Source organism: Azospira sp. MPR-E4, assembly GCF_058809645.1.
Genome location: NZ_JBXAST010000030.1, coordinates 26,898 through 40,008 on the forward strand (window position 1 = coordinate 26,898; position 13,111 = coordinate 40,008).

The 13,111-nt window shown below is 69.5% G+C and carries 12 protein-coding genes; 1 reads left to right on the plus strand and 11 read right to left on the minus strand.

Annotated features, from left to right (window positions below; all coding sequences use genetic code 11):
• Nucleotides 1-64: 64 nt before the first annotated feature.
• From AC1RTA_RS10385 to AC1RTA_RS10395, 3 genes are read right to left on the minus strand one after another with little or no spacing between them, the layout of a single operon-like run.
• The gene (locus tag AC1RTA_RS10385) at nt 65-1,540 is read right to left on the minus strand and encodes a sigma-54-dependent transcriptional regulator (RefSeq protein WP_014236257.1); all 1,476 of its coding nucleotides are present in this window, start codon (nt 1,538-1,540) and stop codon (nt 65-67) included.
• Nucleotides 1,541-1,546: 6 nt separating this feature from the next.
• The gene (locus tag AC1RTA_RS10390; RefSeq protein ID WP_492784678.1) at nt 1,547-3,280 is read right to left on the minus strand and encodes an enoyl-CoA hydratase-related protein; all 1,734 of its coding nucleotides are present in this window, start codon (nt 3,278-3,280) and stop codon (nt 1,547-1,549) included.
• 51 nt (nt 3,281-3,331) lie between these two features.
• Complete coding sequence (locus AC1RTA_RS10395; protein WP_014236259.1) at nt 3,332-4,237, minus strand: ZIP family metal transporter; 906 nt, start codon at nt 4,235-4,237, stop codon at nt 3,332-3,334.
• 444 nt (nt 4,238-4,681) lie between these two features.
• Between AC1RTA_RS10395 and AC1RTA_RS10400 the strand changes: the two genes are divergently transcribed.
• Complete coding sequence (locus AC1RTA_RS10400) at nt 4,682-4,810, plus strand: hypothetical protein (RefSeq protein ID WP_268907597.1); 129 nt, start codon at nt 4,682-4,684, stop codon at nt 4,808-4,810.
• An 87-nt stretch (nt 4,811-4,897) separates the two neighbouring features.
• On the opposite strand, the gene hypE is transcribed toward AC1RTA_RS10400, so the two are convergent.
• From hypE to AC1RTA_RS10440, 8 genes are all read right to left on the minus strand, one after another.
• Nucleotides 4,898-5,944: a hydrogenase expression/formation protein HypE gene (gene hypE, locus AC1RTA_RS10405; RefSeq protein ID WP_152090396.1), complete on the minus strand. Its 1,047-nt coding sequence runs from the start codon at nt 5,942-5,944 to the stop codon at nt 4,898-4,900.
• Nucleotides 5,945-5,958: 14 nt separating this feature from the next.
• Nucleotides 5,959-7,089, minus strand: coding sequence for a hydrogenase formation protein HypD (gene hypD, locus AC1RTA_RS10410; RefSeq protein WP_416243247.1), 1,131 nt, complete (start codon nt 7,087-7,089; stop codon nt 5,959-5,961).
• 79 nt (nt 7,090-7,168) lie between these two features.
• Complete coding sequence (locus tag AC1RTA_RS10415) at nt 7,169-7,414, minus strand: HypC/HybG/HupF family hydrogenase formation chaperone (protein ID WP_014236263.1); 246 nt, start codon at nt 7,412-7,414, stop codon at nt 7,169-7,171.
• Between the two features lie 2 nt (nt 7,415-7,416).
• Nucleotides 7,417-8,061, minus strand: a complete 645-nt coding sequence (locus AC1RTA_RS10420) for a transglutaminase-like domain-containing protein (RefSeq protein WP_492784679.1) — start codon at nt 8,059-8,061, stop codon at nt 7,417-7,419.
• Between the two features lie 9 nt (nt 8,062-8,070).
• A complete protein-coding gene (gene hypF, locus AC1RTA_RS10425; protein ID WP_492784680.1) occupies nt 8,071-10,410 on the minus strand; it encodes a carbamoyltransferase HypF in 2,340 nt (779 codons plus the stop codon).
• A gap of 39 nt (nt 10,411-10,449) precedes the next feature.
• Nucleotides 10,450-11,646: a hydrogenase nickel incorporation protein HypB gene (gene hypB, locus AC1RTA_RS10430; RefSeq protein WP_492784681.1), complete on the minus strand. Its 1,197-nt coding sequence runs from the start codon at nt 11,644-11,646 to the stop codon at nt 10,450-10,452.
• Between the two features lie 49 nt (nt 11,647-11,695).
• The gene (hypA, locus tag AC1RTA_RS10435) at nt 11,696-12,040 is read right to left on the minus strand and encodes a hydrogenase maturation nickel metallochaperone HypA (RefSeq protein WP_492784682.1); all 345 of its coding nucleotides are present in this window, start codon (nt 12,038-12,040) and stop codon (nt 11,696-11,698) included.
• Entirely contained in the window at nt 12,033-13,022 is a 990-nt protein-coding gene (locus AC1RTA_RS10440; protein ID WP_492784683.1) for a nickel-dependent hydrogenase large subunit, read from the minus strand. Before AC1RTA_RS10440 ends, hypA begins: the two co-directional genes overlap by 8 nt.
• Between the last annotated feature and the right edge of the window lie 89 nt (nt 13,023-13,111).

Sequence of the window (13,111 nt, forward strand, 5' to 3'; positions counted from 1 at the left end):
AACGGCAAATTCCAGAGGACACCCTCTGTGATCTCTGTGCCCTCTGTGGCAACGATCTTAAGCATCATCCCTTCTCCAGCCCGTAGCGCACCAGCTTGTTGCGCAGGCCGACGCGGGAGAGGCCCAGGTCGGCGGCGGCCTTGGATTTGTTCCAGCGGTGGCGGATCAGGGCCTCCTTCACCACCTTGGCTTCCAGCTGTTCCATGCGCTCCTTGAGGCCGCCGGAGAGGTCGGCGAGGAAGGACAGTTCCGCATCCTCATGGACCCCCACCGGGGCCCGCAGCACCCGGGGCGAGAGCAGCTCGGCGCCCAGTTGCTTGCCTTCGCACAGGGCCAGCATGCGCAGGATCTCGTTCTGCAGTTCCCGCACATTGCCGGGCCAGCGATAGGCGGCGATGCAGGCCAGGGTCTCGGTGGTGAAGCCCTGCACGGTCTTGCCCAGGGCTTTCTGGGAGGCTTCCAGCAGGCGCTGGGCCAGCAGGGGAATGTCCATGGGCCGCTCCCGCAGGGGCGGCACGTGCAGGGTGACGGTAGCCAGGCGGTAGTAGAGGTCCTCGCGGAAGCGGCCCTCCCGCACCTCGGCCTCCAGGTCCCGGTTGGTGGCGGCGATGACCCGCACATTGACGCTCACCGGCCGGGGGCTGCCCAGGGGGCGGAACTCGCCCTCCTGCAGCACCCGCAAGAGCTTCACCTGGAAGGCCGGGGAGGTCTCGCCGATTTCGTCGAGGAAGATGGTGCCGCCGTCGGCCTGCTGGAAGAGGCCGATGCGGTCCTCGTAGGCGCCGGTGAAGGCGCCCCGCTTGTAGCCGAAGAGTTCGGCTTCCAGCAGCTGGTCCGGCAGGGCGCCGCAGTTCTCCACGACGAAGGCCTGGCGGTCGCGGCGGCTCTGGTAGTGGATGGCCCGGGCCAGCATTTCCTTGCCGGTGCCCGATTCGCCCATGAGCAGCACCGAGAGGTCGTAGGGGGCGATGCGCTGCACCATGTCGCAGACCGGGTTCATGGGGCTGCCGGCGCTGCGGGTGAGGCCGTCCAGGCCCAGCTCCCGCTTCACCCGTTCGTACTTCATCTCCACCTTGCTCGCCAGCACCGGCTCGGCGGCGCGCAGTTCCAGGGAGAGGCGCTGGTTGTCCTGCTGCAGGCGCCACACGTTGGCGGCGCTCTTCAGGGTCAGCAGCAGCTGTTCCGGCTGCCAGGGTTTCAGCAGGTACTGGTAGATGCCGGCCTCGTTGATGCCGGCAATGATGTCGCCGGCCTCGGTGTAGCCGGAGAGGACGATGCGCACCACGTCGGGCCAGCGCTGGCGCACCTCGGTGAGGAAGGCGACGCCGGAGGTGCCGGGCATGCGCTGGTCGCACAGCACCACCTGCACGCCCTTGCCGCCGCTTGCGCCCTGCTCCCGCTCCATGATGGCCATGGCTTCGTCGGCGCCGGAGGCGGTGAAGACGGTGAAGTCTTCCTCCAGGGTGCGGCGCAGGGCCTCCTGGGAGCGGACTTCATCGTCCACCACGAGGACGGCGGGCAGGGCGGGGACGTTTTTCATGGCGCTTCAGTTCGTCTCGGGGACGCTCCAGCCCAGGTCCCGGTGCTTCGCCAGATGGCGCGGCGTCCAGGATTGGGGCGACTTGTGCACGAAGTGGTAACGGGCCACATGATAGCTGGGGTCGAAGCCGTAGAAGTTGCGCTGCATGTGGGCCAGCTCCTCGGCGCGCCAGGCGGAAAGCGGCTTCTCGGCCTCGTCGGAGGCCCGTCTGGCGGCCTTCTCGGCCAGGCGCTGGGCCAGGTCCGGCGCGGCGGCCAGCTCGGCGGCGCGGCGGGCCACGTCCACGCGGAAGGCCTGCGGCGTGCCGGCCAGGGCAGCGTCGAGGAAGCCCAGGGCCACGCCCTCGTCGGCGGTCATGGGCAGGCGGTGCTGCATGATGGCCCGGGCCCCGTCCGCGCCGACCCGGGGCGGCAGCAGGTAGGTCCAGAACTCGGAGCCGTAGAGGTTGCCCATGTTCTTGTAGTGGGGGTTGAGGATGACACCCTGGCGGGCCCACAGCAGATCGGCGGCCCGGGCCAGGAAGCAGCCGCCGGCGCCGGCGTTGCCGCCCAGGGCGGCGATGATGAGCTTGCCGGTGGCGCGGATGAGGGCCTCGGCCAGGTCGTCCATGGCATTGATGTTGCGCCAGGATTCGTCGGCCGGGGAATCCGCCGCCTCGATCAGGTTGAGGTGGATGCCGTTGGACCAGAAGTCCCGCCCGCCCATCAGCACCAGCACGGAGGTCGGCCGTTCCAGGGCGAAGTGGAGGGCAGCCAGCAGGCGCTGGCAGTGACCGGTGCCCATGGCGCCGTTGTAGAAGTCGAAATGGAGGAAGCCGACGGCGCCGGCTTCCTCATAGCGGATGTCCTGCCAGGTGGCGTGGTCGGCGGCGAACCAGCCGTCCAGAGGCGCTTCCGGGATCTCGGCCAGCCGCTCGGCGAAGGCCGTGGTGGCGGGCAGCTTGAAGGCGTGAGGGAAGGCTCCGCCCCGCTTCACATGGCCCAGCCACAGGGCGCCGTCCGCCGTGGCCCGGCACAGGGCGGTTTCGCGGCGGGCGATGATGGCGCCGGGGGTGCCGCGTAGCTTGGCTTCCGGCCAGGCGTCGTAGAGATGGCAGGGCTCGCCGAAGAGTTCGTCGAGCACGCCGGGAAAGCCGTCGGCGGCGTTGAGCTTGCGCAGCACGGTGGCGGTGTCGTCCCGGGACCAGTCGATGGCCCGGTCCGTCTGCCGCATCAGGGGGCGCTCCCGGCCTCGGACCGCAGGATCGGCCAGGTCGGGGCGGCGGGGCGTGAAGCCGCCGGCCTGGAAACGCTCGATGGCTTCCAGGGAGGCGCGGCAGGCGGCCTCGGTCACTTCCTGGCGGTACACGCTGGCCTTCTTGCCGCCGCCCAGGGGGAATTCGGCGCTGGCCCAGACCGGGCCGGCATCCATCTCCGCCTCGGCCTGCAGCACGGTGACGCCCCAGGTCTCTTCGCCGTTCTGGATGGCCCAGTCCAGGGCCGAAGGGCCCCGGTCGCCGACGATGCCCGGGTGCACGATCAGGCACAGGTGCTTGGACCACAGCTCCTCGGCGATGGCCCGCTTCAGGAAGGGGGCCAGGATCAGGTCGGGACGGAAGAGGACGACGGCCTCGGCGGTGACCGAATCGGCAATGTCGAACTCCACCGACACCTCATGGCCCCGGGCCGTCAGTTCGGCGTGGAGGCGCTGGGTCAGGCTGTTGAAGGTGTGGGTGAGGAGGAGGATGCGCAGGGAAGCCATAGGGCCGCAATTCTAGCGGCCCCGGGGCTTTTTTGACTTGATGTAACGCAATCAGCCGAGGAAGAGGTCCACCCCCAGCATCAGGGCGATGCCGCCGGCCAGGGCGCCGGAGACCTGGGGCAGGCCGCCCCGGCTCTTCAGTTCCGGCAGCATTTCGTGGAAGACCACGAAACCCATGGCGCCGGCGGCGAAGGCCAGGCCCACCGGGTAGAGGGCCGGGTTGTCGCCCAGGACCGTGGCGGCGATCCAGGCCCCCACAGGCTCGGCCAGGCCGGTGGCGGCGCCCAGCAGCACGGCCCGCTGCAGGTTCATGCCGGCAGCGCCCAGGGCCAGGGCCACCAGCAGGCCCTCGGGCACATCCTGCACGGCGATGGCCAGGGCCACCGGCACCACGGCCCCTGCACCGCCGCTGGCGGCGATGCCCACCGCCATGCCTTCGGGGAAGTTGTGCAGGAACAGGGCCAGGGCCAGCAGCAGGCCCCGGGAGGCATGGGTGGCCGGGCCATGGACGCCGCTGACGGCGTGGGCGTGGGGCAGGGCCTTGTCCAGGCCCAGCATCAGGCCGACGCCGGCGCCCAGGGCCAGCAGCACGGCCAGGGGCGAGGCATTGCCGAAGACCGGCGCGGCGGCTTCGATGGCGGGAATGAAAAGGGAGACGATGGCGGCGGCCAGCATCACCCCGGCGGCGAAGGCCATCAGCTGGTCTTCCCGGCGGCCGTTGAGCTTGCCGAGGAAAAGCATGGCCACGGCGCCGGCGGCGGTGGCGGCCGCACCGGCCATGCCCCCCAGGAGGGCGCCGGTCATGCCGCTGCTTTCCAGGGCATCGAGCAGGGCGGCCACACCGTGGGCCGCCAGGATCACCGTGCCGGCCACGGCGATGGCCAGGCCGGCGCCGCGGCGCCAGGGATGGCGGCTGTGCAGGACATGATCGTCAAGCTGATGGATGAAGGCGGACATGGTGGACTCCCGGTGTTGTTGCTGCCATTTAAGCAAAGCGGGAATGATTGATCCAATGAATTGATTAAAAGACTGCGATAGTCATTGGCAATTACGATTTGGTAAATCGTCATCCTCCTCCCTTAGTCCATGAGGATTTTTTCGCCGTTCCCGAAAAAGTAATTTCCAGCATTTTTAGGGGCTTAGCGGCGGAATTCAGGCGATAAGCATGTCGGTATCACCTTCGTATTATTTTTCAATGAGTTAGCTTTGGTTAGCATGGCTCCAGATTCCCGCCGTCCCGGCCGGGAACGAGCGGTTACTGTCAAAAAATTGACCGCCACCTGGGAGGTTCGCTGTATGCAACGCCACAGTCGTTCTGCTTCATCCGGCTCGCCCGCCGCCCCTGCTGCCCCTGCGTCACCGCGTCGCCCCAGGCGCCGTGCCGCACCGTTTCTCGCCTCCGTGCGTTTTCTCGACGGCAGCCGCAATGTTTACGAGGTTTCCAACGCCAAGGATGTGGCCGACGCCCGTCGCATGATTCTCGAGGAATTGAGCAACGTGGCCGCCGCCATGATCGTCGTGCGGGACTGACCCCTTCCCGCCTGGTAAAGAAAAAGCCGGCCGGGCCCACAAGGCCCGGCCGGCTTTTTTTGCGTCCGTCTTACTGTCGTTCCGCCGTCAGCAGATGCGCGGCAGCTGTTCCCCCGTAAGCCAGTCCACGATGCGCTTGCCGCCGAAGCCGGTGGTCATCTGCACGAAGTGGTGGGGGTCCTCATGCACGCTGCCGACGATGGCGGCGCCGGTACCCTGGGGATGGGCCTGCAGGGCGGCCAGGGCCTTGTCCTTGTCTTCACCGGCGACGATGGCGATGAGGCGGCCCTCGCAGGCGCAGTAGAGGGGATCGAGGCCGAGGAATTCGCAGGCGGCGGCCACCGCCGGCTGCACCGGGATACGGGCTTCCTGCAGCATCATGCCGACGCCCGACTGGCGGGCGATTTCATTGAGGGTGGTGCCCAGGCCGCCCCGGGTGGGGTCCCGCAGCACCTTCACCTGGACGCCGCTGGCCAGCAGGTCGGCCACCAGGCCGTGCAGGGCGGCGGTGTCGGAAACGATGGGGGATTCGAAGGCCAGGCTTTCCCGCTGGCTCATGATGGCCATGCCGTGGTCGCCGATGGGGCCGGAGACCAGGATGGCGTCGCCCGCCGCTGCCCGGTTGCCGGAAAGCTCGATGCCGGCGGGCAGCCAGCCGACGCCGGTGGTGCTGATGAAAACCCCGTCGCCCTTGCCCTGCTCCACCACCTTGGTGTCGCCGGTGACCACCGGTACGCCGGCTTCCCTGGCCGCGGCCGCCATGGATTCGACGATGCGCTTGAGGTCCGCCAGGGCGAAGCCCTCTTCCAGGATGAAGCTGGCCGAGAGATAGAGGGGCTTGGCGCCCATCACCGCCACGTCGTTGATGGTGCCGTGCACCGAGAGGCAGCCGATGTCGCCGCCGGGGAAGAAGAGGGGCGACACCACGTGGGCGTCGGTGGCCATCACCAGCCGGCCCGGGCCTTCCGGCAGGGGCATGACCGAGCCGTCGTTGCCCTGGGCCAGGTAGTCGTTGCCCAGCAGGGGGGCGAACAGTTCGTCGATGAGCTGGGCCATGGCCCGGCCGCCGCTGCCGTGGCTCATGTCCACGCGGCCGTGCTTGAGGTCCAGGGGGCGGATGTAGTTCTGTTTCATGGCGGGACTTTCGCTCAGGCCGGTAGTTCGCGGAAACGGCCGTAGGTGTAATGGGCGGCGCAGGCGCCTTCGGAACTGACCATGCAGGAGCCGACCGGGTTTTCCGGGGTGCATACGGTGCCGAACAGCTTGCAGTCCTGGGGCCGCTTGACGCCGCGCAGGATGGCGCCGCATTCGCAGGCCTTGTGGTCGGGCACGCTGACGTAGTCCTCGCCGAAGCGCTGTTCCGCATCGAACTCGGCGAAGCCGCCGCGGATGCGCAGGGCCGAATAGGGCACGGTGTGCAGGCCGCGCCACTCGAAGGCCCGGCGCAGTTCAAAGACCTCGGCCACCAGGTTCTGGGCCTTGAGGTTGCCCTCCCGGCTGACGGCCCGGGAAAACTCGTTTTCCACCTCGGCCCGGCCTTCATTGACCTGGCGCACCAGCATGCGGATGGCCTGCATCACGTCCAGAGGCTCGAAGCCGGCGATGACCACGGGCTTGCGGTATTCCTCGGCGAAGAATTCGTAGGGCCGGCTGCCGATGATGGTGGAAACGTGGGCCGGGCCGATGAAGCCGTCCAGGGGCACGGTGCCCAGCTTCCTCACCTCCGGCGATTCCAGGATGTTGCTGATGGCCGAAGGGGTCAGCACGTGGCAGCACAGCACGGAAAAATTCTTCAGGCCCATCGCCTTGGCCTGCTTGATGGCCACGGCGGTGGGCGGGGTGGTGGTCTCGAAGCCGATGGCGAAGAACACCACCTGCTTCTCGGGATTTTCCTGGGCCAGCTTGAGGGCGTCGGCGCTGGAATAGACCATGCGGATGTCCGCCCCGCGGGCCTTGGCCTTGAGCAGGGAAAGACCGTCGGAGGCCGGCACCCGCAGGCAGTCGCCGTAGGTGCACAGGATCACGTTGTGCTTGAGAGCCAGGCGGATGGCCTGGTCCACCCGGCCGATGGGCAGCACGCAGACCGGGCAGCCGGGGCCGTGGATCATGCGCACATTGGCCGGCAGCAGGTCGGTGACGCCGTAGCGGGAAATGGCGTGGGTGTGGCCGCCGCAGAATTCCATGAAGTGGTAGCGGCGGTCGGGCCGGGCCTCCTTGGCGATGGCGGCGGCCAGGCCCTGGGCCAGTTCGCCGTCCCGGTATTCGTCGACGTACTTCATGGGTAAAGCCTTTTGCCACAGCGGGCACAGAGATCATAGAGAGAGGGGCGCATCGGCCCCATCCGGCGGAGCGTGGGGGTCATGCCTGGGCCATGGCAGCGGCGCGGGCTTCGTCGTCCAGCTCGGCAAAGAGGGCCAGGGTCTTGGCCGCCTCTTCCGGGTCCAGCTTGGTCAGGGCGTAGCCCACGTGGATGATGACGTAGTCGCCCACGGCCACGTCTTCCACCAGGGCCAGGGAGACTTCCTTGCGCACGCCCCCCAGGTCGATGCGGGCCTGGTCGTCGGGCAGGAGTTCAACGATTTTCGCGGGGATGGCGAGACACATGGTCAGCGCTCCTTCAAGGGCAGATTCAGGGGGGCGGGAGGCAGGACGGTGGCGTCGGGAAGGTTGTCCATGGCTTCCTGAACGCTGGCGCAGCGTTGCAGCAGGTCCTGGATGGCCGCCACCGGCTCCGGGTAGAGGCCGGGGAAATCCAGTTCGCCCGGGTAGTCCAGGGCGAAGGCCAATTGCTCGTTGGGCGGAGTGAAGCGGGCCTCCACACCGGGCTTGTTGCCCCGGGGGTCGAGGCGGTACCAGCCGTGCCCGGGCAGGTACACTGCGTTGAGGCCGTGCAGGCAGTAACGTGCGCCGCCGGGTTCGAGGGTCAGGCGCTGGTAGCAGAGGGCGGCGGGAATGCCGTTGGCCCGCAGCAGGGCCGCCAGCAGGTGGCTCTTGGCGTAGCAGTAGCCGGTGCGTTCGGCCAGCACCTGGGGCGCGGCACAGGTGAGGGGATTGCGGGCGTCGGCCCGGTAGTCCCAGCTATGGCGGATCTGGTCCCGCACGTACTCGAAGCAGCGGCGGGCGGTATCGGTGGGGCTGCCGTTGCCGGCGGCCTGCAGTTCGGCGGCCAGGCGGCGAATCTCGGGATGGTCGGCAGCGACGATGGGGCTGGCGGCCAGATAGGGAGCGAACTGGGGCGGATAGGTCGTCACGTCGCGCTCCTACAGGCCCAGGGACTGCCGGGCCACCCAGGCCTGGCCCAGGGCGATGCCGCCGTCGTTGGGCGGGGCCTGGCGGGCTTCCAGCACGGCCAGCCCTCTGGCCTGCAAGCCGTTGCGCAGGTCCCGGGAAAGCAGGTGGTTGAGCAGGCAGCCGCCGCCCAGGGCGACGGTGGACAGGTTGGCCTGTTCGGCGGCCGCGGCGGCCCAGTGCACCAGGCCGGCGGCCAGGGTGGCGTGGAAGCGGGCGGCGCCCAGGTCGGCGTCATCGCATTCGCCCAGCCAGGCGAGCAGGGGCAGCAGGTCGAGATGGCCGTCGTTGTTGATGCTCCAGCCATCAGCCAGGGGCGTGGCAGGGCCGTGGCGTTCTTCCCAGGCGTGGGCCCGGCCTTCCAGTTCCATGGCGGCCTGGGCCTCGAAGCGCTGGCTGGCGCGCAGGCCCAGCAGGCCGGCGGCGGCGTCGAACAGCCGGCCCAGGCTGGAGGTGGGCGGGCAGTTGAGCTGCTTGCGCAGCATCTCGGCGATCATGGCCGCGCCCTGTTGATCAGGATAACGGCGGGCGACGAATGCCTCGATGTCGCCGTTGCGGCCCAGGGCGTGGAGGGCGGCGGCGGCCAGGCGCCAGGGTTCCCGGGCCGCCCTGTCGCCGCCGGGCAGTGGCAGGGGTGAAAGGCCCCCGAGGCGCTGGCAGTCGGCCCCGTCCACCCGCAGCAGTTCGCCGCCCCACAGGCCGCCGTCTTCACCCAGACCGATGCCGTCCAGGGCCAGGCCGATGACCGGCTTGGGGTAGCGGGTTTCCGCCAGCACGGCGGCGATGTGGGCGTGGTGGTGGGCCACGGCGATGGCGGGAATGCCCAGCTCGGCGGCGAAGGCGGCGGCCAGCCGGGTGGAGGGAAAGTCCGGGTGCCGGTCGTGGGCGATGACCTGGGGTTCCACGTCCAGGATGTGCAGCAGATGGGCCGCCGTCTCTTCCAGGAAATTCACCGTGGGCACGTTGTCCAGGTCGCCGATGTGCTGGGAGAGATAGGCTTCCCGGCCCTTGACCACGCACAGGGTGTTTTTCAGATAGGGGCCGAAGGCCAGGACGGCCGGGCCCTCGTCCTTGAGCTTGATGGGGCGCGGCGTCTGGCCCCGGCCCCGGCGCAGGAACTGGACGCCGCCTTCGTCGCAACGGATCACCGAGTCGTCGCTGCGGATGACGATGTCCCGGTCGTGGCAGAGGAAGGCGTCGGCCATGCCGGCCAGGCGCCCCACCGCCTCGGCGTTGTCGGTGACCAGGGGCTCGCCCCCCGGGTTGGCGCTGGTCATCACCAGTACCAGGTCCTGGGCTTGGGCCAGCCAGGCCAGGCCCTCTGGCTCGCCGGCGGCGGCATGGAAGAGCAGGTAGTGCAGGGGTGCGTAGGGCAGCATCAGGCCCAGCCATTGTAGGCCGGGGGCGACGCCGGGCAATTGGGTGTCGGTGTTGTCCTGCTTGCGCAGCAGGACGATGCTGCGCTCGGGCAGTTCCAGCAGGCCCGCCTCGTCGCCGCCCAGGGTGCAGAGGGCATTGGCCGAGGCCACGTTGGCGGCCATCACGGCGAAAGGCTTTTCCTCCCGGTGCTTGCGCTTTCTCAGTTCGGCCACGGCGGCCCCATTGCGGGCGTCGCAGGCCAGGTGGAAGCCGCCGTAGCCCTTGAGGGCGACGATCTTGCCGGCCTGCAGCAGGCGCACGGCTGCGCGCACCGGGTCACCGGCAATGGGCTGGCCGGCGGCGTCGAGCAGCCTGAGTTGGGGGCCGCAGTCGGGGCAGCAGTTGGCCTCGGCGTGGAAGCGCCGGTTGTGGGGATCGGCGTATTCCGCGGTGCAGGCCGGGCACTGGGGGAAGGGAGCCAGGCTGGTGCGGGCCCGGTCGTAGGGCAGCTCCCGGGTGATGGAATAGCGGGGGCCGCAGTGGGTGCAGTGGGTGAAGGCGTAGCGGTGGCGCCGGTCCTGGGGCGCGAACAGTTCTTCCAGGCAGTCGTGGCAGAGGGCGCTGTCCGGGCCGATGGCGGTACTGGCGTGGCCGCCCCGGCTCTCGACGATGAGAAAGCCGGGCAGGCTGCGCTCGGGCTCGGCCTCCCGCACTTCCACCGCCTCCACCCGGGCCAGTTCCGGCGCTTCGGCCCGCAGCCTGGCGATGAAGCGCTCCACCAGCGGGGCCGGGCCCCGGGCTTCGATATCCACCCCTTCGGCGTCGTTGCGCACCCAGCCGCCAAGGCCCAGCTCAAAGGCCAGGCGATAGACGAAGGGACGATAGCCGACGCCCTGCACCAGGCCGCGGACGCGGACCCGGCGGCAGAGCAGGGGAAGGGTGAGGTCGTTCATGGCAGTGGTGCAACCGGGGCGGCGGAGCCGCCCCGGGGATCAGCGGCGGGCCAGCAGGCCTTCCAGTTCGGCGATGCGGGCTTTCAGGGCGGCGACGTTTTCCTGGCGGGCTGCTTTGGCGGCGGCCAGGCCCTTTTCCACCCAGGCCAGCCACTCGGCGAAGCCTTCGCCGCTGGTGGTGGAGACCCGGATCACTTCCAGGGCCGGATTGACCCGGCGTGCGTATTCCACCGCCTTATCCGCATCGAAAGTCAGGTGGGGCAGCAGGTCCACCTTGGAGAGCAGCATCAGGCGGGCGGCCCGGAACATGTCCGGGTACTTCAGCGGCTTGTCCTCGCCTTCGGTGACGGAGAGGATCACCACCTTGCCGGCCTCGCCCAGGTCGAAGGCGGCGGGGCACACCAGATTGCCGACGTTCTCGATCAGCAGCAGGGAGTCGTCCTGCACCTCCAGCTTTTCCAGGGCGTGGCCCACCATGTGGGCGTCCAGGTGGCAGCCCTTGCCGGTGTTGATCTGCAGGGCCGGGGCGCCGGTGGCGCGGATGCGTTCGGCGTCGAAGCTGGTCTGCTGGTCGCCCTCGATCACGGCCACCGGGTATTTGGCCTTCAGTTCCTCGATGCTGCGGCAGAGCAGGGTGGTCTTGCCAGAGCCGGGGCTGGAAACCAGATTGAGGGCGAACACGCCCTTCTCGGCCAGGGCCTGGCGGTTCTTGGCGGCGTAGGCGTCGTTCTTGGAGAGGATGTCCCGCTCGATCTGCACCATGCGCTTCTGGCTCATGCCCGGGGCGTGGGCGCCGGCGGGACCGCTGCCGTAGTCGATGCTGCCATCGCCGTGATGGTGGTGATGGCCGTGCCCGTGGTCGCCCTGGTCTCCCTCGGCGTGGGCGTGGTGGTGCTCGCCCTCGTGGGTATGAGGATGGCTGTGGCTGGTGCCGTCGGCGTGGGTATGCACGTGGCCGTGGGCCGGGGCGGCAGGCTGGGGCACGACGCCCTGGTGATCGTGATGATGTTCGCCGTCGTGATGGTGCGGGTGGCTGTGACGGGTGCCGTCGGCGTGCACATGTTCGTGCTGGTGCTCGTCGTGGGCATGGCTGTGGCCGTGACCGTGCTCGTGGCCATGGCTGTGGGCGGTGCCGTCCTCATGGACGTGCCAGTGTTCGTGGCCATGCTCGTGATCGTGGAGGGCGTCGCCCTCGATGCGGGTTTCGCCGGCGCCGCAGCCGCAGGTGGTACACATTTGTTCGATGCTCCTTCGATTTCCTGAATTCTGTGGTGAGGGCTGGCCCTCAATCGACTTCCAGTTCCCGCACCCGCATTTCCGTGCCGGCCGTGGGCTGCACCGGGTAGCCGCCGCATTCCGGGCAGGGGTCGTACACCTGGGCCAGGGGTACGGTCTTCTGGCAGGAGAGGCACAGCCCCTCGCCGGGGACGCTGACGATTTCCAGCTTGGCGCCGTCGGCCACCGTGCCCTTGCTTACCGCCTCGAAACAGAAGGCCATGGCCTCCGGTTCGACCGAGGAGAGCTGGCCGATTTCGAGGAAGACGGTCTTTACCCGGGCAAAGCCCTGGGGGCCTTGGGCGGCCTCTTCGACGATTTGCAGCACGCCCTCTGCCAGGGACATCTCATGCATGGTGGTGCGTATCCAGGGTGATGCCCACGGCGACGCAGGGGTCCAGGGACAGGGCGATGCAGCGGGCCATGTGCCGGGCGGCTTCCGGGGTCGGGGCGGGCAGGCCGGTGGTGTCTTGGACGAAGGCGCCGGCCGGGTGAAAGTTCCATTCCGTGGGGGCAACAATAACATAGCGCTGCACCGTGCCGGCAGCCAGCGCCACCAGATGCAGCAAGGGCCCCCGGGCCGTTTCCACCCGCGCCAGGCCGATGCCGGGGGCCGGGCTGCAGGCGTCCACCCAGGCCGGGTCCCAGTGGCCGTCGAGCAGGGCTTCCAGTTCCAGGCAGCGGGCCTGGAGGCGGGCGGCGGCACGGCGACCGGCCTGCCACAGGGCGGCCACCTCGGGCTGACGGCGGCAGCGGGCTGCGGCGCCGGTTTCCCGGGGCTGGCCGGCCAGGGTCGGGGCCAGGGCATGGGCGGCGAGACAGTCCCAGTCCCGCTCTCCGGGGAGGGATTGCCACCAGGCGGATGCATCCAGGTGTTCCAGCAGGTCCGTGCCGGGAGCCGCGCACAGCGGCAGTTCCAGGGCATGGGCGGCGAAGCTGCGCCACTGGGGCCGATCGGCGGCGGGCAGGCCCTTGCGCCAGGCCACCAGGGCCTCCTTGCGCGGCGGCAGGCCCAGCAGGGGCGGCCAGTCCAGGCCCAGGCGCCACAGGTGTTCGCCGATCATCTCCCGGCTCAGGCGCTGCCGTTCGGCCCCATCCGGCTCGGCCATCGGGGTGCCGGCGGCAGCGGCCAGGGCCCGGCGGGCGGCGCTGCCCTGGGCGGCGGCACAGAGGGTGAACAGGCGCGGCGCCAGTTCGCCGGCCTCGGCGGCGGGACGGCCCTGCAGCAGGCGGGCGGCCAGAGGGCGGGGGCTGGCGATGCGGGCCGCGGCAATGCCCTGGCCGTCCCATTCCAGGGCCAGTTGCAGCGCGCCGTCGTTTCCCTCGTGCTGGCCCATGCCGGCCTGCCTCCCGCAAAAAAGCCGCTACCCTAGGGGATCGGGGCCGCCGTCGCCTTGATTACCGTCAAGGGGGCGGGAGATAGGGG

Coding starts and splice junctions, on each gene's coding strand:
- hypE (WP_152090396.1), bottom strand. CDS start 5,944: ATGAAACAGAACTACATCCGCCCCCTGGACCTCAAGCACGGCCGCGTG.
- hypB (WP_492784681.1), bottom strand. CDS start 11,646: ATGTGTACCACCTGCGGCTGCGGCGCCGGCGAAACCCGCATCGAGGGC.
- AC1RTA_RS10440 (WP_492784683.1), bottom strand. CDS start 13,022: ATGGGCCAGCACGAGGGAAACGACGGCGCGCTGCAACTGGCCCTGGAA.
- AC1RTA_RS10415 (WP_014236263.1), bottom strand. CDS start 7,414: ATGTGTCTCGCCATCCCCGCGAAAATCGTTGAACTCCTGCCCGACGAC.
- AC1RTA_RS10395 (WP_014236259.1), bottom strand. CDS start 4,237: ATGTCCGCCTTCATCCATCAGCTTGACGATCATGTCCTGCACAGCCGC.
- AC1RTA_RS10385 (WP_014236257.1), bottom strand. CDS start 1,540: ATGAAAAACGTCCCCGCCCTGCCCGCCGTCCTCGTGGTGGACGATGAA.
- hypD (WP_416243247.1), bottom strand. CDS start 7,089: ATGAAGTACGTCGACGAATACCGGGACGGCGAACTGGCCCAGGGCCTG.
- hypF (WP_492784680.1), bottom strand. CDS start 10,410: ATGAACGACCTCACCCTTCCCCTGCTCTGCCGCCGGGTCCGCGTCCGC.
- hypA (WP_492784682.1), bottom strand. CDS start 12,040: ATGCATGAGATGTCCCTGGCAGAGGGCGTGCTGCAAATCGTCGAAGAG.
- AC1RTA_RS10390 (WP_492784678.1), bottom strand. CDS start 3,280: ATGGCTTCCCTGCGCATCCTCCTCCTCACCCACACCTTCAACAGCCTG.